The sequence below is a fragment of the Lysinimonas soli genome (genome assembly GCF_042655435.1).
Taxonomy (GTDB): Bacteria; Actinomycetota; Actinomycetes; order Actinomycetales; family Microbacteriaceae; genus Lysinimonas; species Lysinimonas soli.
This window is the reverse complement of the sequence record NZ_JBHSMG010000002.1, coordinates 837,532-863,254: the sequence shown is the minus strand read 5'-3', so window position 1 is coordinate 863,254 and position 25,723 is coordinate 837,532. Positions and strand designations below refer to the sequence as shown.

The 25,723-nt window shown below is 69.9% G+C and carries 20 protein-coding genes, 1 tRNA gene, 1 other RNA gene and 1 pseudogene; 4 read left to right on the top strand and 19 right to left on the bottom strand.

The annotated features are described in order from the left end of the window. The 3 genes and pseudogenes from ACFPJ4_RS11750 to ACFPJ4_RS11740 form a co-directional block, all read right to left on the bottom strand. Positions 1-116, bottom strand: a pseudogene (locus ACFPJ4_RS11750) (IS481 family transposase); the annotation flags it as partial. A gap of 119 nt (positions 117-235) precedes the next feature. Next, on the bottom strand, positions 236-1,513 hold the full coding sequence (locus ACFPJ4_RS11745; protein WP_386740610.1) for an aspartate kinase: 1,278 nt from the start codon (positions 1,511-1,513) through the stop codon (positions 236-238). A 101-nt stretch (positions 1,514-1,614) separates the two neighbouring features. Then, entirely contained in the window at positions 1,615-2,394 is a 780-nt protein-coding gene (locus tag ACFPJ4_RS11740; protein ID WP_386740609.1) for an HAD-IIB family hydrolase, read from the bottom strand. 125 nt (positions 2,395-2,519) lie between these two features. Here ACFPJ4_RS11740 and ACFPJ4_RS11735 point away from each other — a divergent pair, with 125 nt between their 5' ends. After that, a complete protein-coding gene (locus tag ACFPJ4_RS11735; protein ID WP_386740608.1) occupies positions 2,520-3,038 on the top strand; it encodes a PaaI family thioesterase in 519 nt (172 codons plus the stop codon). A 16-nt stretch (positions 3,039-3,054) separates the two neighbouring features. On the opposite strand, the gene recR is transcribed toward ACFPJ4_RS11735, so the two are convergent. The 4 genes from recR to ffs all read right to left on the bottom strand — a co-directional run bounded on the left by recR (position 3,055) and on the right by ffs (position 7,771). Then, the gene (gene recR / locus ACFPJ4_RS11730; protein WP_386740607.1) at positions 3,055-3,654 is read right to left on the bottom strand and encodes a recombination mediator RecR; all 600 of its coding nucleotides are present in this window, start codon (positions 3,652-3,654) and stop codon (positions 3,055-3,057) included. Positions 3,655-3,657: 3 nt separating this feature from the next. Next, complete coding sequence (locus ACFPJ4_RS11725) at positions 3,658-5,697, bottom strand: DNA polymerase III subunit gamma and tau (RefSeq protein WP_386740606.1); 2,040 nt, start codon at positions 5,695-5,697, stop codon at positions 3,658-3,660. 39 nt (positions 5,698-5,736) lie between these two features. Then, entirely contained in the window at positions 5,737-7,494 is a 1,758-nt protein-coding gene (locus tag ACFPJ4_RS11720) for a choice-of-anchor G family protein (RefSeq protein WP_386740605.1), read from the bottom strand. A gap of 180 nt (positions 7,495-7,674) precedes the next feature. Continuing rightward, positions 7,675-7,771: signal recognition particle sRNA small type (gene ffs, locus ACFPJ4_RS11715), an RNA gene on the bottom strand. Positions 7,772-7,876: 105 nt separating this feature from the next. Here ffs and ACFPJ4_RS11710 point away from each other — a divergent pair. Both ACFPJ4_RS11710 and ACFPJ4_RS11705 read left to right on the top strand, forming a co-directional pair. Further along, positions 7,877-7,961, top strand: a tRNA-Ser gene (locus ACFPJ4_RS11710). A 72-nt stretch (positions 7,962-8,033) separates the two neighbouring features. Continuing rightward, a complete protein-coding gene (locus ACFPJ4_RS11705; RefSeq protein ID WP_386740604.1) occupies positions 8,034-8,675 on the top strand; it encodes a hypothetical protein in 642 nt (213 codons plus the stop codon). Positions 8,676-8,706: 31 nt separating this feature from the next. On the opposite strand, the gene ACFPJ4_RS11700 is transcribed toward ACFPJ4_RS11705, so the two are convergent. The 12 genes from ACFPJ4_RS11700 to ACFPJ4_RS11645 all read right to left on the bottom strand — a co-directional run bounded on the left by ACFPJ4_RS11700 (position 8,707) and on the right by ACFPJ4_RS11645 (position 24,508). Next, positions 8,707-10,437 carry a helicase HerA-like domain-containing protein gene (locus ACFPJ4_RS11700; RefSeq protein WP_386740603.1) on the bottom strand — a complete coding sequence of 577 codons (1,731 nt, stop codon included), beginning with the start codon at positions 10,435-10,437 and terminating at the stop codon, positions 8,707-8,709. 9 nt (positions 10,438-10,446) lie between these two features. Beyond that, positions 10,447-11,721 (bottom strand): saccharopine dehydrogenase family protein, encoded by a 1,275-nt coding sequence (locus ACFPJ4_RS11695; protein WP_386740602.1) that lies wholly within the window; start codon positions 11,719-11,721, stop codon positions 10,447-10,449. A 54-nt stretch (positions 11,722-11,775) separates the two neighbouring features. Beyond that, positions 11,776-13,308, bottom strand: a complete 1,533-nt coding sequence (gene arfA / locus ACFPJ4_RS11690; protein ID WP_386740601.1) for an arabinosylfuranosidase ArfA — start codon at positions 13,306-13,308, stop codon at positions 11,776-11,778. A 150-nt stretch (positions 13,309-13,458) separates the two neighbouring features. Then, positions 13,459-14,478 carry a LacI family DNA-binding transcriptional regulator gene (locus tag ACFPJ4_RS11685; protein ID WP_386740600.1) on the bottom strand — a complete coding sequence of 340 codons (1,020 nt, stop codon included), beginning with the start codon at positions 14,476-14,478 and terminating at the stop codon, positions 13,459-13,461. Positions 14,479-14,568: 90 nt separating this feature from the next. Then, a complete protein-coding gene (locus ACFPJ4_RS11680) occupies positions 14,569-15,747 on the bottom strand; it encodes an ROK family transcriptional regulator (RefSeq protein WP_386740599.1) in 1,179 nt (392 codons plus the stop codon). A 96-nt stretch (positions 15,748-15,843) separates the two neighbouring features. After that, the gene (locus ACFPJ4_RS11675; protein WP_386740598.1) at positions 15,844-16,920 is read right to left on the bottom strand and encodes a Gfo/Idh/MocA family protein; all 1,077 of its coding nucleotides are present in this window, start codon (positions 16,918-16,920) and stop codon (positions 15,844-15,846) included. 8 nt (positions 16,921-16,928) lie between these two features. Then, positions 16,929-17,621 (bottom strand): ThuA domain-containing protein, encoded by a 693-nt coding sequence (locus ACFPJ4_RS11670; protein WP_386740597.1) that lies wholly within the window; start codon positions 17,619-17,621, stop codon positions 16,929-16,931. Further along, positions 17,618-18,757 carry a Gfo/Idh/MocA family protein gene (locus tag ACFPJ4_RS11665; RefSeq protein WP_386740632.1) on the bottom strand — a complete coding sequence of 380 codons (1,140 nt, stop codon included), beginning with the start codon at positions 18,755-18,757 and terminating at the stop codon, positions 17,618-17,620. The genes ACFPJ4_RS11670 and ACFPJ4_RS11665 overlap by 4 nt, the downstream gene beginning before the upstream one ends. Positions 18,758-18,783: 26 nt before the next feature. Further along, positions 18,784-21,240: a beta-xylosidase/alpha-l-arabinosidase gene (locus tag ACFPJ4_RS11660; protein WP_386740596.1), complete on the bottom strand. Its 2,457-nt coding sequence runs from the start codon at positions 21,238-21,240 to the stop codon at positions 18,784-18,786. A gap of 72 nt (positions 21,241-21,312) precedes the next feature. Continuing rightward, positions 21,313-22,185 carry a carbohydrate ABC transporter permease gene (locus ACFPJ4_RS11655; protein ID WP_386740595.1) on the bottom strand — a complete coding sequence of 291 codons (873 nt, stop codon included), beginning with the start codon at positions 22,183-22,185 and terminating at the stop codon, positions 21,313-21,315. Beyond that, positions 22,185-23,207: a carbohydrate ABC transporter permease gene (locus ACFPJ4_RS11650; protein WP_386740594.1), complete on the bottom strand. Its 1,023-nt coding sequence runs from the start codon at positions 23,205-23,207 to the stop codon at positions 22,185-22,187. The genes ACFPJ4_RS11655 and ACFPJ4_RS11650 overlap by 1 nt, the downstream gene beginning before the upstream one ends. An 8-nt stretch (positions 23,208-23,215) precedes the next feature. Beyond that, complete coding sequence (locus ACFPJ4_RS11645) at positions 23,216-24,508, bottom strand: ABC transporter substrate-binding protein (protein ID WP_386740593.1); 1,293 nt, start codon at positions 24,506-24,508, stop codon at positions 23,216-23,218. A 187-nt stretch (positions 24,509-24,695) separates the two neighbouring features. On the opposite strand from ACFPJ4_RS11645, the gene ACFPJ4_RS11640 reads away from it, so the two are divergent. Then, positions 24,696-25,697, top strand: coding sequence for a LacI family DNA-binding transcriptional regulator (locus ACFPJ4_RS11640; protein ID WP_386740631.1), 1,002 nt, complete (start codon positions 24,696-24,698; stop codon positions 25,695-25,697). Positions 25,698-25,723 lie beyond the last annotated feature (26 nt).

Genomic DNA, 25,723 nt, shown 5'->3' with positions numbered 1-25,723 from the left:
GGATACGACACCCGGAAGTAAGCAGCAGCAGCCGAGATCGACCACCCCTCATCAACCACCTGCCTGGCAAGACGAAGCCGATGCCGCGGCGTCAACGCCGCATTACCGTGAGACACGAGGACCTCCTTGGGTCAGAGCGAAGTGGTAGCAGCTCCACTCTGCCGAGGAGGTCCTCGTCACATCACGAAACCCAGATCAAACAACGTCCCTGGGCACTACAGCTAGCCGAGCCGGGCTAGCGCCCGGTGCCCGCGTGCACGACCGCGACCTCGTCGCTGTCGAGACCGAAGGCGCTGTGCACGACGCGCATCGCCTCGTGCAGGGTGTCGGCACGGGTGACGACCGAGATGCGGATCTCGCTCGTGGAGATCATCTCGATGTTGATGCCCGCATCCGACAGCGCCCGGAACAGCTGCGCCGAGACGCCCGCGCTCGTGCGCATTCCGGCGCCGACGACGGCGAGCTTGCCGATCTGGTCGTCGTACTGCAGGGAGGCGAAGCCGACCTCCGCCTGCGTGGTCCGCAGCGCGGTCAGCACCTTCTCGCCCTCCCCCTTGGGAAGCGTGAACGAGATGTCGGTGCGGCCCGTGGCCGCGGCCGAGACGTTCTGCACGATCATGTCGATGTTGGCGCCGGTCTTGGCCACGATGGCGAAGATGTCGGCGGCCTTGCCGGGCACGTCCGGAACTCCGACGACCGTGATCTTGGCCTCGTTGAGATCGCCGGCGACTCCGGTGATGATCGGCTCTTCCATGGCGGTGCCTTCCTCGGTGCGCGGGTAGTCGGCAGTGACCCAGGTGCCTTCGTTGTTGTTGAACGAGGACCGCACGTGCAGCAGGACCCCGTGCCGCCGGGCGTATTCCACCGCGCGGATATACAGGACCTTGGCGCCGGCGGCGGCCAGCTCGAGCATCTCCTCGCTCGTGATGCGCTCGATCTTGTGGGCGCGGGGGACGACCCGCGGATCGGCGGTGAAGACCCCGTCGACATCCGTGTAGATCTCGCAGACGTCCGCTCCGAGGGCCGCTGCCAGGGCGACCGCGGTCGTGTCGGACCCGCCGCGGCCGAGGGTCGTGATGTCTTTCGAGTCGCGGTTGAAGCCCTGGAACCCCGCAACGATCGCAATCGCGCCCTCGTCGAGCGCCTCGCGAAGTCGCACCGGCGTCACGTCGACGATGCGAGCGGAGCCATGCCGGGCATCCGTGATCATGCCCGCCTGGCTGCCGGTGTACGAACGGGCCTCGACCCCCATGCTCTTGATCGCCATGGCGAGCAGGGCCATCGAGATGCGTTCGCCCGTCGTGAGCAGCATGTCGAGTTCGCGCGGATCGGGGATCGGGGTGACCTCGTGCGCCAGATCGAGCAGCTCGTCGGTGGTGTCGCCCATCGCGCTCACGGCGACGACCACGTCGTTGCCGGCTTTGCGTGTCTCGACGATGCGCTTGGCGACTCGTTTGATGCTCTCGGCATCCGACACGGAGGATCCGCCGTACTTCTGCACGATGAGGCTCAAGGGGTGGCTCCTGGTTGACGCGTCGCTCCGACCCTTGAGTTTATCGGTCGGCGACGACCCCGACGCGCGAGGTCCCGACGCGCGGGGCTACGCCGCGCGGCCTACGCGGCGCGCTCGGCGAGGAACGACTCGACGAAGGATGCCGTGTCCTCCCACCCCGTGACGGCATACGTCGGCATCCCCAGCGCCTTGACCGGGTAGTCGTTGCCGTCCGGGTCGAGCCGGTCGCCGACGAACAGCATCTGCTCGATCGGGATGTCGGTGAGCTGGGCCAGCTTGGTCATCCCGTATGCCTTGTCGATCCCGCGTCGCGTGATGTCGATGCTGGTCGAACCGCCGGAGCGCACCTCGAGGTTCGGCAGCAGGGCCTGCACCGCCTCGCGCAGCGTGTTCTTCTTGACGCCGGTCGGGTCCCAGGCCTTCTTCGCATCGACCGGGGCCGACTGGCCGAGCGCCGAGAAGGTGATCTGCGATCCCCGGTCCTCGAGGATCGGACCCCAGGTCTCCTCGGCCCACAGCCCGAGCCGCTTGGCCTCGCTCTCGACCGCCGCGAGCGCCGCGCGCTTCTCGTCGTCGCTGAGGTTCTCGGCGTACTGCTGATGCCAGAAGCTCTCGTTCGGTGTGTCCCCGACGAAGCGGTAGTACTGCGTTCCGCAGGTCGGCATCAGGTGCAGCCGGCCGAGGGCTTCGGGGTTGTCGAGCGGCAGCTGGTCGACCAGCTGGCTCTTGAACTGACCGAAATGACCCCCCGAGATGACGCACACCTCGACGGCCTCGAGCAGCTCGACGATGAGGCGGGCCATGCGCGGGTCGACCGGCGACTTCGAGGGGGCGAGGGTGTCGTCGAGGTCGAAGGCGACCAGCCGGGTGTCAGTGCTCACCGCGACAGTGTGCCAGATCCGAGGCGGGGATTCGCCGACAGCGGGCGCCGCCACGATGCCCACGAGAGCGTGCGATCCGCTGCGATCGGCGCCCCTTGCGGGGCACCAGGCAATAGCGTGTCGGCATGACGGAGGAACGACCCGGATGGGGTGCCGAGGACTCGCTCACGGTGACCTGGAACGATCCCGGCCCCGCGCTCGCCCTGGTGCGGACGGTGAGCGGCTTGGACTACCTGCGCGGCATCGCGGCGGGCGAGCTGCCGGCTCCCCCGATCGCTCAGCTGCTCGGGATGAGGATCGGCAGGGTGCTCGACGGCGAGGTCGATTTCACCCTCGAGCCGCATCCCAGCCACTACAACCCGATCGGCGTCGTGCACGGCGGCGTGCTCTCGACCGTGCTCGACACCGTGACCGGGTGCGCCGTGCACTCGACGCTCCCGGCCGGCTCCGGCTACACCTCGATCGATCTCAACGTCAGCTATCTGCGCGGCGTGACCCTCGACTCCGGGACGCTGACCTTCACCGGGCGGGTGATCAAGCGCGGACGACGCGTGATGTTCGCGAGCGCGGAGGGGGTGGATGCCCGGGGCGAGGTCGTCGCGACCGCCACGAGTTCCCTGCTCGTCATGCACCCGTCGAACTAGGCGCCCGGGATCCGGTTCAGGCCTCGACGACCCGGCGCCCCTCGAAGGCACGGCCCAGGGTCACCTCGTCGGCGTACTCGAGGTCGCCGCCGACCGGCAGCCCCGACGCCAGACGCGTGACCCGCAGCCCGGGTTGCACGAGCAGGCGCGACAGGTAGGTCGCCGTGGCCTCGCCCTCGAGGTTGGGATCGGTGGCGATGATGACCTCGGTGACGGTCGAGTCGGCGAGCCGCTGCACGAGCTGGGTGAAACGCAGGTCGCCCGGTCCGATGCCGTCGATGGGGCTCAGTGCGCCTCCGAGCACGTGGTACAGACCGCGGAACTCGCGGGTGCGCTCGATGGCCGCGACATCCTTCGCCTCTTCGACGACGCAGATGATCGACTGGTTGCGGCGCGGATCGCGGCAGATCGTGCAGGTGTCCTGCTCGCTGACGTTGCCGCAGATCGCGCAGAACCGTACCTTGTCGCGCACCTCGGAGAGGATCGTGGCGAGCCGCGTCGTGTCGAAGCTCTGGGTCTGCAGGATGTGGAACGCGATGCGCTGCGCCGACTTCGGCCCGATGCCCGGCAGGCGGCCGAGTTCGTCGATGAGCTCTTGGACGATGCCCTCGTACATCGGCTACTCCGCGCTTCCGGCGGCGGTGGGATCGAGCGGCACCGGCCGGTCGCGCGGCGCCAGGTTCTGCTCTTCGATGAAGTTCGCACCCAGCAGCTCGCGCACGACCGCCTCGCCGTAGCGCGCGGCCGGGGCCGCGGAGCCGCGTCGGGGCTCGCTGATCGCCGAGCCGTCGATGACCCGCTTCGGAGGCAGCGGGGCCGCGGGCGGCTCGGGGGCCGACGGCGCAGAGGGCTCGGGTTCGTCGGCGGGCGGCTCGAACTCGTCGATTGGGGGTTCGGGCTCGTCGGACGGCGGCTCCGGCTCGTCGGACGGCGGCTCCTGGGACGACGGCACCCCGGCGGGGGCGACGCGCGCCGCCGGCTCGGAGGTGTCGCCGGTGGGGATCGGCCGGACGTTCCAGCCGCCCGCCGCCGCCGTCGCGGGGGCCGCGGAGGCCGCCTCGGCATCCACGCGCGCCAGGAATTTCACCCGGATGCCCAGCACCGAGTTGATCGCCGCACGCAGGTGCTCGCTGACGCTGTCGCCGGAGGTCGTGGGGGCCCGGAAATTGGCCACGTCGGTCTCGCTGGGGAACGAGAGCGTGAGCACGTCGTCGTGCAGGGCGCGCGCCGAGGAGGTGTACACGACCATCCAGGCGGTGCGCTTGGCCTTCTGCACGACCTCGAGGATCTCGGGCCAGGAATCGCGCAGCTGCTGGAGCGTCACGGGCGCGCCGGCGACGGGGGCCGCGCGCGGCGGTTCCGTGCCGGGGGGACGACTCGGGGCGTTCTGCGTCACGTCGGCGGGGGCGTCGACCGGGGCAACGTCGGCCGCCTCGGCGGCGGGCGCCTGAGTCGCCGCAGGGATCCGAACGGCGGCAGTCGCCGGCGCCGCGACATCGATGCCGATCCTGCGCTCGAGCCGCTCGACGCGCGCCAGGGCGCCGCGCGCGGAGTCGTCGACGGCGGGCACGAGCAACCGCGCCACCATGAGCTCGAGGTGCAGCCGCGGCGAGGTCGCGCCGGTCATCTCGGTCAGGGCGCCGTTGACGACATCGGCGGCGCGGGAGAGCTCGGCCGCACCGAACGAGATCGCCTGCACCGACATCCGGTCGATCTCGTCCTGCGGAATGCCGCGCAGCACCGCCGCCGCCCCGTCGCGGGTCGCCGACACCACGATCAGGTCGCGCAGGCGCTCAAGCAGGTCTTCGACGAAGCGCCGCGGATCTTGGCCGGTCTGGATGACGCGGTCGACGCCCGCGAAGGCGGCGGCGGCATCCGAAGCCCCCACCGCGTCGACGACCTCGTCGAGCAGGGCCGCGTGCGTGTAGCCGAGCAGGGCGACGGCCCGCTCGTACTCGACCGTGCTGCTCTCGGAGCCGGCGATGAGCTGGTCGAGCAGCGACAGGGTGTCGCGCACCGATCCGCCCCCCGCGCGCACGACGAGCGGAAGCACTCCCGGCTGCACCTCGACCTTCTCGGCCGCGCTGAGCTGCTGCACGTAGTCGAGCATCTGCGCCGGCGGAACCAGACGGAACGGATAGTGGTGGGTGCGGCTGCGGATCGTGCCGATGACCTTCTCGGGCTCGGTCGTCGCGAAGATGAACTTGATGTGGTCCGGGGGCTCTTCGACCAGCTTGAGCAGGGCGTTGAAACCCTGCGGGGTCACCATGTGCGCCTCGTCGAGGATGAAGATCTTGTAGCGGTCGCGGGCGGGCGCGAAGGCCGCGCGCTCGCGCAGATCGCGCGCGTCGTCCACGCCGTTGTGACTCGCGGCGTCGATCTCGACCACATCGAGCGAGCCGCTCCCGTCGCGGGCCAACTCGACGCAGCTCGCGCACACGCCGCACGGGGTGTCGGTGGGGCCCTCGGCACAGTTCAGACAGCGCGCCAGGATGCGGGCGCTCGTGGTCTTTCCGCAGCCGCGCGGGCCGCTGAACAGGTAGGCGTGGTTGACCCGGTCGGTGCGCAGGGCGGTGCGCAGCGGATCGGTCACCTGCGACTGGCCGATGAGTTCGGCGAATGTCTCCGGACGATACCGGCGGTACAGGGCGGTGACCACCTACACAGAGTAGTCGGCGCCGCCGACGCCTCGCCGGGCCTAGGCGTCGAGACGTCGCGGCCGACGCAGGAGCAGGAGACCGAGGACGCCGCCGACCAGGAACAGAGCGGCGACGCCGAACATCGGGGCGATCTCCTCGCCCGTCATCGCCAGCGCTACACGCACGTACCGGAACGCGTTCGGCAGCGTCGCGTCTCCTCCGCATCCCAGGCTGCCGTGAACCGTCACATCGACCAGCCCCGTCCCTGGCGGGGTCGTGACGGTGATCGTGGTGTCATCGACGACGGTGAACGCGGTGGCCGGAAGGCCCCCGAAGACGACCCCAGTGGCACCCGTGAAGCAGACACCCGTGATGGTGACGGCGGTTCCCCCGCCCTCCGGGCCGACGTTCGGATCGACCCTCGTCACCGAGATCAGTGGCGTGAAGGTGAAGTCGCCCGGGTTGGAGGTTCCCGCGGGGTTCGACACCGTCACCCCGACCGTCGCGGGGACATGAGGCGGTGACACGGCCGTGATCTGGGTGTCGCTGTCGACCGTGAAGCTCGTCGCCGCCGTCGCTCCGAACATGACGCTCGTCGCGCCGGTGAAGTTCGTGCCCGTGATCACGACCGAGGTGCCGCCGGACTCGGGGCCGAGGGTCGGCGTCAGACCACTGATCGTCGGCGTGACCCCGGCGATGCCCGCATTGGGCCCCACCGTGGCGTTGGCCAGTCGGACCCTGGCAAGCGAGCCTGCGGTGCCGATGCCGATCGTGAGGGCGTTCTGCGTGAAGGCGCCGCCGCTGCTGCTCTGGTTGTTGACATCCAGTTGAAGGAGGGCTTCGACGGCGGCGTCGAGCGGAGCTGCGAGTGTTGTGGTCAGGGCGGCGAGGATCGGCGTGATGAGTCCCTCGGCGGTCGCGAGCAGCGGCGCGACGACGAGCTGATCGACCAGGCCGAGCCCGCTCACGGCCGTGTTGAGATCGGTCAGAAGCGTGTTGACGACGGTGGTGAGCTTGGTGCTGACAGCGAGCGGGAGGTACGCCAGCAGGTTGGTGCCAGGGGGCAGCAGGCCGATGTTCGCCACCCCGGCGGCGGCGAGCAGATCGTCGAGCGAGACGGTGAGCTGCCCGCTGGCCAACGGGTTCGGAACGGTGACTCCGAGCCCGCTGAGTGCAGCCAGGACGGGAGCGAGGGCGGTGTTGAGAGTCCCGATCGTCCCCCCGAGCACCGTGCCTCCGACACCCACGTTGAGGTTGGAGACGGTGTACGCGCCCGATTGCGTCCCACCGCTCGTCTGTGCGGCGCTGGCGGCGACGGCGCCGACTCCCACCTGCAGGTCGACCAGGTCGGTGCCGCCGAGAATCTGGGCAGTACCGACATCGATGCTGGCGGAGTCTCCGGCGCCGGGGGTGCCGACGTTGCTGCCGGTCACGACGGTGCCGGCTCCGACAAGACTGGAGGCATCGCTGACGGTTCCCGAGAACGCGACCGATGAGGCGTCGTTGTTGGCGCCCGCGTACTGCCCGACGGCGCCGAGCTGAATGATCCCGCTGCTGCCGAACAGATCGACTCCGCTGACCTGGAGGTGGAGCAGGCCCAATGCCGTCGCGTCGAGCGGGGTGTCGGAGGTGACGTTGCCCAAGCCGTAGGGGTCAACGGCCGACGCCCCGTTCAGGGCGAGCAGGGAGTCGATTCCCGAATTCGCGAGTTCGGCTGTGAGAAGCCTCCCGGCGCCCTGGGCGACCACCGGCGTCGCACCCTGAGCGACCGCAGGTACCGACAGGGCAGCGAAACCGGCGAGCAGCAGCGCGACCACTGCGGAGAGACCCCTTGAACCCTTTCCGAGGGCTCGCTGATGTGATTTCGAATGCCCCATGGGTCCACCTCGTCATGGCCTGATCCAGCTGTCGATACGCCGTTGGTTGGACGGCACGAGTGCAGAATATGGCTCAGGTCGAGAGGCGCGGCACCCCCCAAGCAGGGCTGCTCCGGGCAAAGAAATGACCCCCCGCGCACCCGCCAGAGCCCGGTTACCCTTGCTGCGTCTCCGCCCTGGGGGAGTTGGCCTGGATGGCGCCACGCGGGGAGCCGTCTGAGATTCTACCGTCCCCGCCGGGGTGCGTCCCCCATTCGTGCGACTCGAGCACGGCCGACGGACGGGTATGATTCCCTGTGGCCACCGCTCCTCCGAGCGGCCAGGAGGATTCGCCTAGTGGCCTATGGCGCACGCTTGGAAAGCGTGTTGGGTGAAAGCCCTCGGGGGTTCGAATCCCCCATCCTCCGCTTCCGACGCACCGCCCAGATCCGACCAACGCCACCGCAGCATCCATACCGGACAACAGGGAGGGCTCCGCCATGGCATCCACAGCGGACCCGGCTCCGGTCGTGCTCGTTCGCCCGCGCCGCTCGCTCATGGTCACGGCCTTCGTGTCGATCGTGCTCGCCATGCTCCCGGTCTTCGGGGTGCTGTATTGGTTCGGGGTCCAGCACGACACCTGGTTCGCCGTGTTCGTCGTCCATCTCGCCCTGTCGATCGCCTGCCTCGCGACCCTGGCCCGGCAGTTGACGGTGTACAGCGCCGTCACCGCCACCGAGCTGATCGGGCGCGGGATCTTCAGCCCCATGCTGCGGGTTCCGCTCGAGTCGATCGCCACCGTCACGATCGTTCCGACCTACGTCGGGCAGTCGCCCGATGCCGTGCCGCAGCTGCTGGTCCGCGATCGCGAGGGGCATCGGCTGTTCCGGATGCGAGGCACCTTCTGGCATCCCGGCGATCTGACCGCGATCGCGAACGCGCTGCCCGTTCGCGCCACCGTCGTGACGGAGCCGCTCAGCATCCGGGAGTTCTTCCGGTCATATCCGGGCAGCGCCTACTGGTTCGAGAACCGCCCGATCATGTGGGTCGCGGTCCTCGCGGCGGCGGCGCTGCTCGCCTTCGCGACCACCACCTGGGTGATGGTGATCGTCGGAATGCCGGTGGCATTCCTCCCGTCCTGATCGGAGCCGCCCGGCTCGACCTCGACGCCGGTCAGCGTCGGGTCGACCCGAACAGCTTTGCGACGACCAGACGCGCGATCTTGACGCCCGCGGTGGCCTCTCGCTGCCTGCGTTCAGGCGGCGCGGCCGCCGCCCGCTCGGCTTTCGCACGGCGAGGGGCCGCGCCGATCCTCGGCGACTGAACCGGAGCCTGGGCCTGGGCCTCTGTCGCAACGGCCGCCACCGCCGCGAGCTTCTGCTTCTGCTTCTGCTTCTGCTTCTGCTTCTGCTCGAGGATCTCGCGCGCCGACACCGGGTCGACCGGGATCCCGTACCGGGCCAGCAGCGGAGATGCCGCGACCGTGGCGGCCAGCCGCTCGGGCGAACTGGGTGACATCGAGCTCTGCGGCGTGCGTACCCGCGTCCAGGCGACCGGCGACGGCGCGCCCTTCTCGTTCATGACGGTCACGATCGCCTCGCCGGTTCCGAGGTTCTGCAGCACCTGCGCGAGGTCGTAGCCCGAGATCGGATAGGTCGAGACGGTCGCCTTGAGCGCCCGCGCGTCATCCGGCGTGTGCGCACGCAGCTGGTGCTGCACCCTGCTGCCCAACTGCGCCAGCACGTCGCCGGGCACGTCCTTGGGCGTCTGCGTCACGAAGAAGATGCCGACGCCCTTGGAACGGACCAGGCGCACGGTCTGGGTCACGAGCTGCAAGAAGTCCTTGGAGGCGCCGTTGAACAGCAGATGGGCCTCGTCGAAGAAGAACACCAGCTTCGGCTTGGGCAGATCGCCGGCTTCGGGCAGCGCCCGGTAGAGCTCGCTCAGCAGCCACATCAGGAAGGTCGAGAACAGCTCCGGCTTGTCTTGAACGCTCGGCACCTCGAGCAGGCTGACGATTCCGCGCACGCCGTCCGGTGCCAGTCGCAGGAACTGCTGCACGTCGATCGACGGTTCGCCGAAGAACACGTCGGCTCCCTGGTCTGAGAAGGTCACCAGTTCGCGCAGGATGACCCCCGTCGTCGCTCTCGACAGCCCGCCGAGGCTCGCCAGCTCGGCTTTGCCCTCGTCGCCGATCAGGTACATCAGCACCGATCGCAGGTCGGAGAGGTCCACGAGCGGCAGCTGCGCCTGCTCGGCGTAGTGGAAGACCAGACCGAGACTCGACTCCTGGGTGGGGTTGAGCCCGAGCACCTTGCTGAGCAGCAGGGGCCCGAAACCCTTCACGCTCGCCCGGATCGGAATGCCCGTGCCGAGGCCGCCGAGCGTGAAGAACTCGGTGGGCGCCGCGGCCGGCGTCCAGTGCTGACCGATGCCGCCGGCCCTCTCCAGCAGGGCGGCGGTCGCGGTGCCGGCGGTCGCGATCCCGCTCAGATCGCCCTTGATGTCGGCCGCGAACACGGGCACGCCGGCGGCCGACAACTGCTCGGCGAGCACCTGAAGCGTCTTGGTCTTGCCGGTTCCGGTCGCGCCGGCCACGAGTCCGTGCCGGTTGACCATCGCGAGCGGGATGCGGATGGGCACGTCGGCGAGAGGCGCACCGTTGACCAGCGCCCCCATCTCGAGCGCGGGCGCGTCGAACGAGTACCCGGCTCGGACGGCGGCCACCTCCGCATCGGACAGCGGCCGGGCGGCATCCGACGAGCCGACGGTGGAGCCGGGCGCGGTCGGCTCCGCGTCGACCAGCGTGGACGCCGCGGCGGCCGCCTGCGCCGCCGCGAGCGCGGCCTGCGCCTCGGCGAGGGCCTGCTGCGCCGCGGCGACCTGGTCTTCGGCGTCCGTCATGCCGTCAGCCTAGGACGCGAGCCTGTCCTCGAGCCCCCACCGCTGGCCGTATCCGCCCTGCTCGACGGGCTTGGCCATCAGCTCGAGGAACGGACCGGCGGGGAAGGCCTCGGGGCCGAGCACGCCCGTCCCCGTCCAGACGCCGGAGGCGAGCAGTTCGAGGGCGATCACCGGGTTGAGCGCGGTCTGCCAGACCACGCACTGGCTCTCGTACTCGGCCATCGTCCACTCGTTGTCGCTCACGTGATAGAGGTAGACCTCGCGCGGGGCGCCGTCTTTGCCGGTGCCGGTGACCCAGACGCCGGCGCAGGTCTTGCCCGTCATCCGCGGTCCGATGGTGGCCGGATCGGGCAGCGCCGCCGCGACGACGTCGCGCGGAGCCACCTCGACCGGCCCGTTCGCGCTGCGCACCCGCAGCGGGGCCACCGAGTCCAGGTGCAGCATGTGCAGGGTCTTCAGCACGCCGATGAACTCGTCGCCCAGGCCGTACTTGAAGGTGACCCGCTTGGCATCGAGCCAGCGCGGCATGAGCAGCACCTCCTCGTGCTCCACGTTGACGCACTCGACCGCGCCGATCCCCTCCGGGAACACGAAGGTCTCGGGCTCGGAGAAAGGCTCGGTCGTGTACCAGCCGGCGTCCTTCTCCCAGATCACGGGCGGGTTGAGACACTCCTCGATCGTGGTCCAGATCGAGAACGAGGGCGCGAAGATCTCGTTGCCCGCCTCATCGTGCACCACCAGGTTCGCGCCGTCGCGCGTGCCGAGCTCGTCGACCGACGAGAACAGTTCGTCGATCGCGTAGCGCGCGAAGACGTCGCTCAGACCCGGCTCGACGCCCATGCCGACGAGGGCGAGGCGGCCGGCCTTCTCCCAATCGGGAGCCTGCTCGAACTGGTCGTCGCCGAGCTTGACGCCCGTCTCGCTGTAGGGGTTCTCGGGATGCGGCTCCGACAGGCTCATCGCCATGTCGAGGTAGTCGGCCCCCGCGGCCAGGGCGCCGGCGAAGATCGTCGGGACGAACTTCGGCTCCACCGCGTTCATGACATGCGTGGCGGCGTGCTCGCGTGCGACCGCCGCCACGTTGTCGGGATCGGAGGCATCGATCCTGGCGGCGACGAAACGACCGCCCTGCTCACCGTGCTTGGCCACGATCCAGGCGATCGTGCGCTCGGCACGCGAGAGGTCGTAGTCGCTCACGACCATCAGTTCGAAGAAGTCGCGACGGGCCGCGATCTTGGCGATGGCGTCGCCGACGCCGCCGGCACCCACGAGGAGGATTCTCATGCTCCGACGCTAGCGCCTTCGAGTGCCGCTCCCCCAGTGCCGGCCGCGCCCGACTCAGGCCCCCGTCGACGCCTCCCCGTTCAGCTCGAGCGCCGTCCACGAGACGGGCGGCAGCGTGATCGTGACGACCCCGTCGGCGATCGTCGCCGAGTCGTTGGCGATGAGGCCAACGCGCTCCGGCTCGGCGAGCGTGTTCTTCGCGGTGACGTCCGTGTCCGACAGGGTCTGCGCCGAGACCACCGCTGCGCGACCGAGCGCCGCGATGTCGATGGTCACCGTGGCCTCGTCGCTGAGCGAGCGGTTGACGAGGAACACCGACGTGGTTCCGGTCTGCGCGTCGTGGGTCGCCACGGCGTCGATCAGCGGCACCGCCCCGTACTTGGCCGTCTCGTACTCGGGCACCTCGAGCTTCACCTCGAGCGCCGAGCCGGTGGCCAGCTTCGAGGTGACCGCGAAGGGGAAGAACGTCGTCTGGCGCCAGGCCGGCCCGCCCGGCTCGGTCATGATCGGCGCGATGACATTCACCAGCTGCGCGAGCGATGCGGCGGTCACCCGGTCGGCGTGCTTGAGCAGGGAGATCAGCAGGTTGCCGACCACCACCGCGTCGGCGACCGAGTAGACGTCTTCGAGCAGGCGCGGCGCGATCGGCCAGTCGTCGATCGCCGTGATGCGATCCACGTCGTGGTAGCGGTCGACGTACCAGACGTTCCACTCGTCGAACGAGATGTTGATCTGCTTGTCACTGCGCTTGACCGCCTTGACGTGGTCGGCGGTGTCGACGACCGTCTCGATGAACCGGTCCATGTCGACCGCCGAGGCCAAGAAGCTGCCGAGGTCGCCGTCCGACTCCTGGTAGTAGGCGTGGCACGAGATGAAGTCGACGTCGTCGTAGGTCTCGGTGAGCACGACGCGCTCCCACTCGCCGAAGGTCGGCATCGAGGAGTTGGATGACCCGCAGGCGACGAGTTCGACGTCGGCATCCAGCTGCCGCAGGGCCTTGGCCGTGCGCGAGGCGAGCTTGCCGTAGTCCTCGGCGGAACGGTGTCCGAGTTGCCACGGACCGTCCATCTCGTTGCCGAGGCACCACATCGAGATGCCGAAGGGCTGCGTCCTGCCGTTGGCGACCCGCTGATCCGAGAGCGTCGACCCTCCCGCGACGTTGCTGTACTCCAGCAGGTCCAGCGCTTCGAGCGGACCGCGCGTGCCCAGGTTCACGGCCAGCATCAGCTCACCGCCGACCTTGTCGAGCCAGGACGCGAACTCGTGCAGCCCCACCTCGTTGGTCTCGGTCGAGTGCCAGGCCAGGTCGAGCCGGCGCGGCCGCTGCTCGCGCGGGCCGACGCTGTCCTCCCAGCGGAATCCCGAGACGAAGTTGCCACCGGGATAGCGCACGGTCGACACGCCGAGCTCGCGCACGAGCTCGATGACGTCGGTGCGAAAGCCCTCGGCATCGGCCGAGGGGTGCCCGGGCTCGTAGATGCCGTCGTAGACGCAGCGCCCGAGGTGCTCGACGAAGGAGCCGAACAGGCGGCGGTTGACGGGACCGACCTCGAAGTGAGGGTCGATGGTGAGACGGGCCGAGATCATGGCGCTCTTTCTGTTGGAGGCTGAGGGGCGTCCGGGACTTCTCGACCTAGGGGCCCGGACCGGCCTTCGCAAGGTTTACAACGTTGTATGTAAACGTTGCAAAAAGCATCTTGCCGAGCCCCTCGCGCACTGTCAACCCCTCGGCGCCGATCAGTTGCGGGCGGCGACGGATTCGCGCTCGACGATCGAGAACCCCGCGAAGATCTCCCGCGGGGCGGGCCCCTCGGCGCCGCGCAACTCGATCCGCTCGACCAGGATCCTGACCGCCGTCTCGACGATCTCGTCGACGCCGGGGTCGACCGTGGTCAGACTTGGCAGCGAGTACTTCGCCTCGTCGATGTTGTCCCAGCCGAGAACCGACGCGTCCTGCGGAACTCGGATGCCCGCCTCCTGCAGCACGCGCATGGCACCGAGGGCGAGCGTGTCGTTGAGACACAGCAGGGCGTCGAACTCCACGCCCTCGTCGAGCAGCCGCCGCGTCGCGAGCGCTCCGTTCGCGCGGTGCCAGGGGTCGGCGAAGCCGACCAGTGACGGGTCGAACGGGATGCCGGCCGCGTCGAGCGCCTCGCGGTAGCCGCGGAAGCGCAGTCCGGCCGACCCGATCACCTCGCCCTGATGCGCTCCGATCACGGCGATGCGGCGGTGCCCGAGTCGTATGAGGTAGTCGGTGCCGGCGCGGGCCGCCTCGATGTTCTCCATCGTGACGTGATCGGTCGGGCCCTCGAAGATGTTCTCCCCGAGCAGCACGAGCGGGTACGGCACCGACAGCAGCGCCGCATCCTCCTGGTGCATGCCGAGCGCGCTGAACAGCAGACCGTCGGTCATCTGCCGGCGCGAGCTCGTGAGCACGTCGAGCTCGCGACGGCGGTCGCCGCCGGTCTGCTCGATGAGCACCGTCAGACCGCGGCGCTCCGCCGCCGCGATGACCCGGTCGGCCAGCTCCGCGAAGTAGCTCAGGCTGAGCTCGGGCAGGGCAAGGCCGATCACCCCGGTGCGGCCTGACCGCAGGCTGCGTGCCGAGAGATTCGGCTGATAGCCCAGTTCGGCGATCGCCGCCTCGACCTTCGCACGCGTGCTGGGACGGACGTGCGGATAGTCGTTGATGACGTTCGACACCGTCTTGATCGAGACGCCGGCGAGGTGCGCGACATCATGCAGCGTCGACGCCATCCGCGCGCTCCTCACCGCCCGCCCGCTGGCGGGGCAGCGACACTCTACAACGTTGTACCGCCACGAACCACGAGGCGATCCGCAGCCGCGTCAGACGACCGAGGCGGGGTCGGCCAGCAGCTCGGCGAACGCGAGCTCCGCGGCGCCGATCATCAGCCGGTCCTCACCGAGGGCGGCCGGCTGGATGCGCGTCCCCTCCCAGGCGGCGGGCACGGCCTGTGCAGCCACCTCCCGCGCGAGCGCCTCGGGATCGCAGGCGTGCAGGCTGGCGAGAAAGCCCCCGAGCACGACCAGCTCGGGGTTGAGCACGTTGATCGCGTTGCTGAGCCCGACGGCGAGCACACGACGTTGACGACCGAGCTCCTCGTGCACCGCAGGCGAGGTGGAACTCAGCAGAGCGCTCTCGAGTGCCGCCTCGTCGCCCCCGGTCATGCCGAGCACCGAGAGCAGCCGGGCGCGACTGACCTCGTCCTCCAGGGTGCCGCCGGGCGTTCTGCGGTCGGCGGGGTCGACGAAACCCGGTCGGTTCTGGCCGAACTCGCCGGCGAACCCGCGGTGGCCGCCGAGCGCCTTCCCCTCCGAGATCACGGCGCCGCCGATGCCGCTCGCGCCGCCGTTGAGGTAGATCTGATCGTCGACGCCCTGCCCGACGCCGAAGAGGTGCTCCGCCCATCCGCCGAGACTGGCGTCGTTGCCCGCGCGCGCCCGATGCCCGGTTGCGGCTTCGATCAGCGGCACGACCGCGGCATCCGTCCAACCCAGGTGGGGGGCCCACCGCACCATGCCGTCGAGCGAGCGCACCAGCCCGGGAACGGCGAGCCCGATCCCCATCACCCGTCGCCCGGCCAGGTCCTCCGCCAGCTCGGTGAGGACCCCCGCGACGATCGCGGCGGTCTCCTCGGGCGTCACCGCGTGGTCGACCTCGTGCCGGATGCGGCGATCGACCCGCGCACCCAGCCCCACGATCCCGATCGTGACCGCGTCGACCTCGGGGTTCACCGCGATGGCGACGGTGCGGGGATGGGGCGTGACGACCGGGGACGGCCTGCCGACGCGGTTGGTGGCCTCCGGGCTGTTCTCGACCACGAGCCGCAACTCGACGAGCTCGCCGACCAGCGCGGCGACCGTCGAACGGTTCAGTCCGGTGAGCTGCGTGATCTGCGAGCGTGACACGCCCCCGGTCCGGTGCACGAAGCCGAGCACCGACGAGAGGTTGCCCCGGCGCACCCCGTCGAGGTTGCGTCCGGGGCCGATCACGGGGCCTGTCACGCCGCCACTGTATCCAAGGGGTCGAGACCCGGGGCCGATTTTGTTGTCATCGGCGCCAAATCAGCCCCGACGACGTGCAGGGCAGGACCGCCCGGATCACCCGGCGATCGCTCGCTCGCCTCCGCCGAGCGGCACCGGAGCCGGGCGTTCCACCGTGCTGCCGATCCCGACGACCCGCGCCTCCGCCGAGGCGGCGAGCACGGCCTCCATGATCTCGAGCACATGGAACGCCAGCTCACCGGAGGCGCGGTGCGGGGCGCCGTGCGAGATCGCGGCCGCCATGTCGGCGAGGCCGATGCCCCGGCCTGCGGCACGGTATCCCGCCGATTCCGGCAGCACGCGCCAGTCGCGCTCGTCGACGGTCCATACGCTCACCGGCTCCGAGAACTGATTCGGATCCGGCATCAGCAGGGTCCCCGCGGTTCCGTACACCTCGAACAGCGGCGACTTCGTGGCCCAGACCTCGAAGCTCACCGTGACCGTCGAGCTCACCCCGTTGGCGTGCTCCAGCATCGCCGTGACGTGGGTGTCGACCTCCACCGGCAGCGAGGTGCCCGCAAGAGGACCCTGGACCACCCGGCGCTCGCGCGACGAGCGCCCGGTGAGCCCGGCGACGCGCACCACGGGCCCGAACATCGTCACGAGGCTCGTCAGGTAGTAGGGGCCCATGTCGAACAGCGGCCCGCCGCCCGGCTGGTAGTAGAAGGCCGGGGCCGGATGCCACTGCTCGTGCCCGGGCGCCGACCAATGCACCGACGCCCCCACCGGGTCGCCGATGAGGCCGTCGTCGAGCGCGCGACGCGCCGTCTGGATCCCGGTTCCGAGCACGGTGTCCGGAGCGCTGCCCACCCGCAGTCCGTCGGCGCGGGGCGCGACGAGCTCGAGCGCACTGGCGACCGTCAGCCCGAACGGCTTCTCGGTGTAGACGTGCTTGCCCGCCTCGAGCGCCCGGAGTGCCACCTCGACGTGGGCGGCGGGGATCGTCAGATTGAGCACCGCGTCGATGTCCGGATCGCCGAGCAACTGCTCGACCTCGAGGGCGCGCACCCCGTGCGCGGCAGCGGTCGTCGCGGCACGCTCGCGGTCGAGGTCGGCGACGGCGATCAGTTCGAGGTCGGGGAGCCGGGGCAGTTGCGCGAGGTACTGGGCGCTGATGTTGCCGACCCCGATCATGCCGATCCTCAACGCGCCGCCCACAGCAGTCCCCTTTCGATGATGGTGCGCACATGGGGCTCCCGCACCACGTCCAGCTTGTGACCCGGCGCCGACACGAAGACTCGGCCGGCCCCCCACTCGCGCACCCAGACGGCCGGAGAGGTGACCGGCCGGTGCCAGGCGTCCCACGGACGGACCTCCTGGGTCGTGGTCGCGAGCACGTCGTTGTACTCGTCGCTCAGCACCCAGTACTGCTCGGTCTCCAGATCGAAGTCGCCGATCCCCGCCGTGATCGGATGCGCGGTGCCCAGCTCGGTGATGTGGACCGTGTAGGGGATGTAGTTGTCCGACTGCTCTCCGGTGCGCTCTCCCGGGTCCTTGCCCGCGTGGTGGGCGAACTGGCCTCCGATCATGTGCAGGTAGTCGGCGTTGTCGCGGTACGCGTCGGCGATCCCGCCGTGCCATCCCGCGAGGCCGGCCCCGCGCAGGACGGCGCGCTGGAGTCCGGCGAACTCCTCGGACTGGATCGTCGACATGGTGTTGATCTGCAGCACCAGGTCGACGGTGTCCATGAACTCCTCGTCCGTGTAGACGGCCGGCGAGGTCTCGATCCGCACGGTGAAGTCATTGGCCTCGAGGAAGGGAACGAACGAGTCGGTGGTCTGCTCGGGCTCGTGGCCGTCCCAGCCGCCCCGGACGATGAGGGCGACCCGGCTCATGCCCGCGTCCATCCGCTGCCGTTGGCCGCGCTCGTCTCGACCGCGTCGAGCACGCGTTGCACCTGCAGGCCGTCGGCGAAGGAGGGCTCCGGCTGCCGGCCGGCCGCGATGTCGACCAGCAGGTCGCGCACCTGGTGCGAGAAGGCGTGCTCGTAGCCCAGCCCGTGACCGGTCGGCCACCACGCTCCGGCATAGGGGTGCTCGGGCTCGGTCACGAGGATGCGGCGGAAACCCTGCTCCCCCGCCGGATCGTCGCCGTCATAGAACTCGAGCTCGTTCATCCGTTCGAGATCGAAGCTCACGGCGCCCCGCGACCCGCTGAACTCGAGTCGGAACGCGTTCTTGCGTCCCGTGGCGAACCGCGTCGCCTCGACCGTCGCGACGGCGCCGCCGCTGAGCCGCGCGGTGAAGTAGGCGGCGTCGTCGACCGTGACCACCCCGCGTTCGGTGGAGGGCGTGCCGCCCAGTCCGATGCCCTCGGCCAGCAGGGGCCGCTCGCGCACGAAGGTCTCGAGGGCTCCGCTGACCTGCTCGAAGGTCTGGCCGGTGATGAACTGCACGGCGTCGACGGCGTGCGCGCCGATGTCGCCCAGCGAACCCGACCCCGCCCGATCCTTGTCGAGCCGCCAGGTCATGGGGCCGTTCTCGTCGACCAGCCAGTCCTGCAGGTAGGCCGCCTGCACCCGACGCAGGGTGCCGATCCGGCCCGCGCGGATGAGATCGCGGGCGAAGGTGATCGCCGGAACCCGACGGTAGCTGAAGCCGACCATCGCGTACACGCCCCGCGAGGCGGCGACCGAGGCGGCCTCGGACATCGCCTCGGCCTCGGCGACCGTGTTGGCCAGAGGCTTCTCGCAGAGCACGTGCTTACCGGCCCGCAGGGCGGCGATCGCGATCTCGGCGTGGCTGTCGCCCGGCGAGCAGATGTCGACGAGGTCGATGTCGGGGCGCGCGACGACCTCGCGCCAGTCGTCGGAGCTCGACTCCCAGCCGAGTCGCTGCGCGGCGGCCGAAGCGCTCCCGGCATCCCGCCCGACCAGCACCGACATGACCGGCCGCGCCGGCAAATCGAAGAACCTCGGCGCGACGCGCCAGGCCTGGGAGTGCGCGACTCCCATGAAGCCGTGGCCGATCATGGCCACCCGGATGGTCTTGGTCTGAGTCACGATCGACTCCTCTCGCTGTCGCGGTCCAGGTCTCGATCCGGCGTGGCGCCACCCGCGCCCAGAGCGGTCGCGCTCCAGGCCGCCTGCCGCGGATCGCTGCGCTCGACATCATGGCGCGGGCCGACGATCGACAGCCTGGCACGCTCGGTCGCGACGCCGGGAACGCCGTGCCCCGAGACGTGTCGACCTCCGACGATCGCCGGGCCGGGCCGATCGGGGGGCGATGCCGCCGCGTGGGAACCGACCCAGATCTCCACGTCGCCGGGTTCGACGATCTTCCGCATCCGGCGGTCGGTGAATGCCAGCCGCCCGGTCGGGACCGAGAACTCGATCCGGGCGCTCTCGCCGGCAGGGATCGCCACGCGCGCGTAGGCCAGCAGCTGTGCGACCGGCCGGGCGATGGTGGCCTGGAGGTCGTGGCCGTACAGCTGCACGACCTCGGCGCCCGCGCGGGACCCGACGTTCGTCACGGTCACCCGGGCCGCGAAGGTTCCGCCGGCCGCGACCTCGTGGTCGACCTCGAACTCGGAGTACTCGAACCCGCTGTAGCCGAGGCCGAAACCGAACGGGCGCAGCGGCGTCGAATCGGCGGCCGTCACATCCGAGGGGCCGCCGAGGATGGGGTGCAGGTACGAGTACGGCTGCGCGCCCGCGGAACGCGGCAACGAGAGCGGGAGCCGACCCGAGGGGTTGACGTCGCCGAGGATCACGTCGGCGATCGCCAGGCCGCCCCCCTCTCCCGGGAAGAAGGCCTGCAAGGTCGCGCCCGGTCGAGCTCCGACCCCGTCGAGCGCCCAATCCAGAACGTACGGCCGCCCGCTCACGACCACCATCACGACCGGGGTCCCCGTCGCCACCACCGCCTCGACGAGCTCGCGCTGCACGCCGGGCAGCTCGAGCGATTCGGTGTCGTTGCCCTCGCCGACGGTGCCCCGACCGAACAGCCCGGCCTGATCGCCGACGACCACGACGGCGACGTCGGCCGACTGCGCCGCCCGCACGGCCTCCTCGAAGCCCGAGCGGTCGTCGCCCTCGACCGTGCACCCCTCGGCGAACACGATCTCGGCCCCGCCGCGGGCGGTCGCGCGCTCGAAGGCGTCGAGGATCGTGGGCATCTCGACGCCGAGCGGAACCTCGGGATGGTGGGCGAGCACGTGGTTGGCGAAGGAGTAGCAGCCCTGCAGGGCTTCGGCCCGGTGCGCGTTCGGGCCGATGACGGCGATCCTGCGCGCCGCATCGGTCCCGTCGCCGAGTGGGAGCACTCCGTCGTTGGAGAGCAGGATGACGGACTCCTGAGCCAGCACGCGCGCCAGTTGCCGATGGCGGGGGGAGTCGAGGTCGACGTGCGAGGGCGGCTCGTCCTCGTAGGCGTCCGCCTCGAGCAGGCCGAGCTCCTCCTTCTGGGCGAGCGCCCGGAGCACCGCGCGATCGACGTAGGCCTCGTCGAACCGGCCCGCGCGGATCCGGTCGGCCAGGGGCTGCAGGAACGCGTCGCCGGTCGGCAGCTCGATGTCGATGCCCGCCTCGAGGGCCAGCGCCGCCGCCTCGCCGCGATCGGCGGCGACCGCGTGCATGACCTCGAGGAAGGCCACCGCGAAGTAGTCGGCGACGACGACTCCGGTGAAGCCCAGTTCGTCGCGCAGCACTCCCGTGAGATACGAGGTGCTGGAGGCCAGGGGGACTCCGTCGATGTCGGCGTACGAGTTCATGACCGACTTGGCGCCGCCCTCGAGGATCGCCATTTCGAACGGCGGGAGGTAGACATCCGCGATCTCGCGCGGCCCCGCGTGCACGGGGGCGTGGTTGCGGCCGGCGCGCGACGCCGAGTACCCGATGAAGTGCTTGAGCGTGGCGTGGATGCCGGCATCCTGCAGGCCGCGGACGTAGGCGGTGCCCAGCGTGCCGACGACGTACGGGTCTTCGCTGATGCACTCGTCGACGCGCCCCCAGCGCGGATCGCTCACGACGTCCAGCACGGGGGCGAGACCCTGGTGCACGCCGAGCGTCTTCATCGAGTCGCCGATGGCCGCGGCCATCTCGTAGACGAGGTCGGGGTCGAACGTCGCCCCCCACGCCAGCGGGGTCGGGAAGGTGGCCGCCTTCCAGGCGGCGAGTCCGGTCAGGCACTCCTCGTGCACGAGCGCGGGGATGCCCAGGCGCGTCTCGCGCTTCAGCCGCCGCTGCTCCGCCCACAGCCATCGGGCGCGCTCGACCGGGTCGACGGGTCGCGTGCCGTAGACCCGGCTGAAGTGCCCCAGGCCGTCGCGCGTCACCTCGGCGAGATCGCTCACCCGCGGCCGGCCCGCCGCCATCTCGCTCTGCATGGGTGCCACGACACCGTTCTGGTCGAGCCAGTACCCGACGATCTGCGCGAGCTTCTCCTCGAGGGTCATGCGCGCGTGCAGCGCCCGCACGCGCGGCGACACCGAGGGCGCGGCGGGAGGCTGCGACATGGATCTACTTCTTTCTGCGCGGTCCGGATGGACGCGCGGCTGAGTCGGTGACGGGAGCCCGGCGGGGCGCGGTCAGCCCTTGACGGCTCCTGTCAGGCCGCCGACGATGCGGCGCTCGAACAGGGTGAAGAAGATGAGCGCCGGGAGCATCGAGAGCGAGGTGAACGCCAAGACCTTGGCCGTGTCCTGGGAGTACTGGGACGAGAACGCCTGCACGCCGAGCGGAAGGGTGTAGTTGACCTGGTCGCTCAGGATGAACAGCGGCAGGATGTAGCTGTTCCAGCTGCCGACGAACGCCAGGATGCCCACGGTGATGACCCCCGGCAGCGAGAGCGGCACCACCATCCGGAAGAAGAACCCGATCCGGCTCGTTCCGTCGATCGCGGCCGCCTCCTCGAGCTCGTCCGGGATCGCCTTGAGGAACGGGACGAGGATGATGACCGTCGTGGGCAGGGCGAAGGCGATCTGCGGCAGGATCACCCCCGCGAGGCTGTTCACGAGGCCCAGATCCTTCACCAGGATGTACAGCGGCGTGATCGCCACGGTGATCGGGAACATGAGGCCCGCCGCGAACAGCGAGTAGATGACCCCGCGCCCCCGGAAGTTGTAGCGCGCGAGCACGTAGCTGACCATCAGGCCGAGGGCCACGGCGCCGAGCGTCGTGCTGACGCCCGAGATCGCCGAGTTGCCCAGCTCCTGCCAGAACGTGCCGCTCGTGAGCACGCCGAGGTAGTTGTTGATCTGCCACGGCGCGGGAAGCCCCGAGGGGTCGGTCGTGATCTGCGAGTTCGTGCGGAACCCGCCGAGCACGATGTAGAGCACGGGCGCCAGGCTCACCGCGATGAACAGCAGCGCGATGAAGTAGGTGACCGGGCTGCCCCACTTGACGGACGCTCTCCCCTGGCGTCGGCCGGACGCCGGCAGCTTGATGGTCGTGGCGGACATCAGGAATGCCTTTCGGTGAGGGCACCGGCCGTGTCGCGACGCAACACGAAGCGCTGGTAGACGAGGGCGATGGCGAGCGAGATCACGAACATCACCACGGCGACGGCGTTGCCGTAGCCGTAGCTGCCGGCGTTGCGCCCCTCTCCCACCATGTAGGTGGCCATGGTGGAGGTGCCCGCGGTCGACGCCACGTACTGCCCCCAGATGATGTAGACGAGATCGAAGAGCTGCAGCGACCCGATGATCGAGAGGAACGCCCAGATGCGGATGGTGGGCCCGAGCAGCGGCAGCGTGATGCGGCGCTGGATCTGCCAGTACGAGGCCCCGTCGATCGAGGCCGCCTCGAACAACTCGTCGGGGATGCTCTGCAGCCCGGCGAGGAACAGGATCACCGCGAAGCCGATGTACTTCCACGAGATGATGATCATCAGCGACCAGATGGCGATGTGCGGATTCGACAGCCAGTCGACCTTGAGGGCGCCGAGCCCGATCTTTCCCAGCAGGTCGTTGACGGCGCCGCTGGTCTGGAGCATGAGGCTCCACCCGGTGCCGACGATGACCTCCGAGATCACGTACGGCACGAAGATCAGCACCCGGATGATCGAGCGGCCGCGGATCTTCTGGTTCAGCAGCAGCGCGAGCACGATCGCCGCCGGCCCCTGCAGCACGAGCGACAGCACGAGAATGGCGCCGTTGTGCAGCAGCACGTCGTGGAACGCGGTGTCGGTGAAGATCAGCGCGTAGTTGCCGAGGCCGACGAAGTCGGTCGGGGCCCCGTACCCCTGCCAGCGGTAGAAGCCGTAGTAGGCGGCCAGGGCCACCGGCAGGATGACGAAGGCGACGAACACGACGATCGCGGGCCCCGTGAAGAGCGTGATCTCGAGTCGCTGCCGCCAGCGACGCGCCCGCCGGGCCGGCCCCGGACGGGCCGGAGCCGACACACGCGGTGTGCCGGCCCCGACCCGCGGGAGCCCCTCGGGCGAGCGCTGCGCCGTCGACTTCACGCTCACGGAGTCGCTCATGCGCTGAATCAGCCCTTCGCGGCCGCGTCGCTGACATCCTTCAGGATGTCGGCGGGCGTGCCCGAGCCGGCGAGCAGGTCGACGACGCCCTTGTTCAAGGCGTTGCCGACGTTCTGGCCGTAGTTGGTGTCGAGGTACTGGGAGACGTACGGGGCCTTCGAGTATGCCTCGAGCACCGACTTGAGGTAGCTCTCGGTGACGATGCTCTGGGCCGCGGTGTTGACCGGCGGAGCGTTGAATCCCTTGTAGTAGTTCTCCTGAACCGACTGCGTGACGATGTAGTTCAGGAAGTCGGCGCAGGCCTGCTTGGGGGCCTTGGCCGAGCAGGAGTACCCGTCGACGCCGCCCATGATCGCGCCTTCGGCGCCGGCTCCGCCCTTGACCGAGGGGAAGGGGAACCATCCCAGGTCGGGAAGCGGCTTCTGGTCGGGGGTCAGCGAGGCGATCACTCCGGGATCCCAGGCACCCATGAGCTCCATCGCGGCCTTGTGGTTGGCGAGCAGGCCGGCCGAGCTTCCGGCGCCCTGCTGAGCGGCGGTCGTGAGGAAGCCGTCGTTGAACGGCTTGGTCTTGTTGAACGCATCCACGTCCTTGCCGGCGGCCAGCCAGCAGGGGTCGTCGAACTTGAGGGTCTTGGCCGCAGTGTTCAGCACGCTCTGGCTGCACTCGCGCAGCGCGAAGTTGTAGTACCAGTGGGCGGCGGGCCAGGCGTCCTTGGCGCCGACGGCCACGGGAGCCACGCCGGTCGCCTTGAGCTTGGTGATGGCGGTGTTGAGCTCGTCGAAGGTGGTGGGAACCGAGGTGATCCCCGCCGCGGCGAACAGGTCCTTGCTGTAGAAGATGCCCTCGGGCAGCACGTCGACGGGCATCGCGTAGGTCTTGCCGTCGATCTGCTCCGCGGCGAATGCGCCGGCGCCCACGGCCGACTTGGTGGCGGGCGTGATCAGGCTGCTGATGTCCATCACCTGACCGGCCTTGACCATGGCCGCCATCTTGCCGCCGCCGCGCTGCAGGAAGATGTCGGGCGCGCTCCCCGAGTTCAGCGCCGTCTGCAGCTTTCCGTCGAGATCCTCGTTCTGGATGGACTGCATCTTGATGGTGACGTTCGGGTGGCTCTTCTCGAAGTCGGCGATCGTCGTCTTCCAGAACGCCTGCCCCGGGCCCGTCGTCGAGTTCTGCCAGAAGGTCAGGGTGACCTTGCCATCGCTCGATGAGCCGGAGCCGGCTGCACACCCGGCCGCCAGGAGGGCGACGCCCGCACCGATGGCGACGGCGGCCGCGCCGCGCAATTTCCTTCTCATTGTTGAGACTCCTCTTGTCGTCGTTGACCAGACAGCGCGGATGGCCGTCGGGGCGACTCTGCCACGCGTCGGCGAAATTTGTCAAACGATATCGATAACGTTTTCTATCCCATTTCACGGGGGCACGTGATCCCCGGCCCCAGGCGATGCGGGCTGCGGTAACGTGAGCCCCGTGAGCACCGAGACCATGCCGAGGGCGACGATCCACGACGTCGCGCGCGTCGCCGGCGTCTCGGTCGCCACGGTCTCGAAGGTCATCAACGGACGCTACGGAGTGGCCGAGGCGACCTCGACCCGGGTGCTGAGCGTCGTCGCCGAACTCGGCTACGAGAGCTCGCTGGTCGCCAGCTCGCTTCGTCGCCGCCGCACCAACGTGATCGGCATCCTGGTCGCCGAGTTCGAGCCGTTCTCGACCGAGTTGCTGAAGGCGATCGCGGCGGCGAATGCGGGCTCCGGGTACGAGTTGCTGGCCTATTCCGGGCCCGGCGGCGGCGAAAGCCGGGTGGGATGGGAGCTGCGCTCGCTGTCGCGGCTGGCCGGAACCCTGATCGACGGCGCCATCATCGTCACCCCCACGGTGCTGATGACCACGACGTCGATCCCGGTCGTCGCGATCGACCCGCACACCGGCCAGGGCGGCCCGTCCACGGTCGGGTCCGACAACGTGGCGGGCGCGCGCACGGCGACCGATCACCTCATCGCGTTGGGGCATCGCCGCATCGCGCACATCCGGGGACGCGTCGACCTCGAATCGGCGCAGTTGCGCGAGGCCGGCTACCGCGAGTCGCTCGCCGCGGCCGGCATCGCCTTCGACCCCGAGCTGGTCCGCGACGGCAACTACCGCGCGCCCGAGACCGACGACGCGGCCCGTGAACTGCTGACCCGGCCCGACCGGCCGACGGCGATCTTCGCGGCGAACGACCTGTCGGCGATCCGCGTACTGAGCGTGGCGGCCGAGCTCGGCATCCGGGTGCCCGAGGAGCTGTCGGTGATCGGCTTCGACGACGTGCCCGAGGCCGCCGCCGCGACGCCGCCGCTCACCACGATGGCGCAGCCGCTGCGAGAGATGGGCGGACGCGCGCTCGAGATGCTGCTCGAGCTCATGCGCGGCGACAACGTGGCCCAGCATCTGCACCTTCGCGCCGAGCTGATCGTGCGCGCCAGCACCGGTCCCGCTCCCCGAGGATGACATCCACTTGTCCCTCGGCGCCCCGG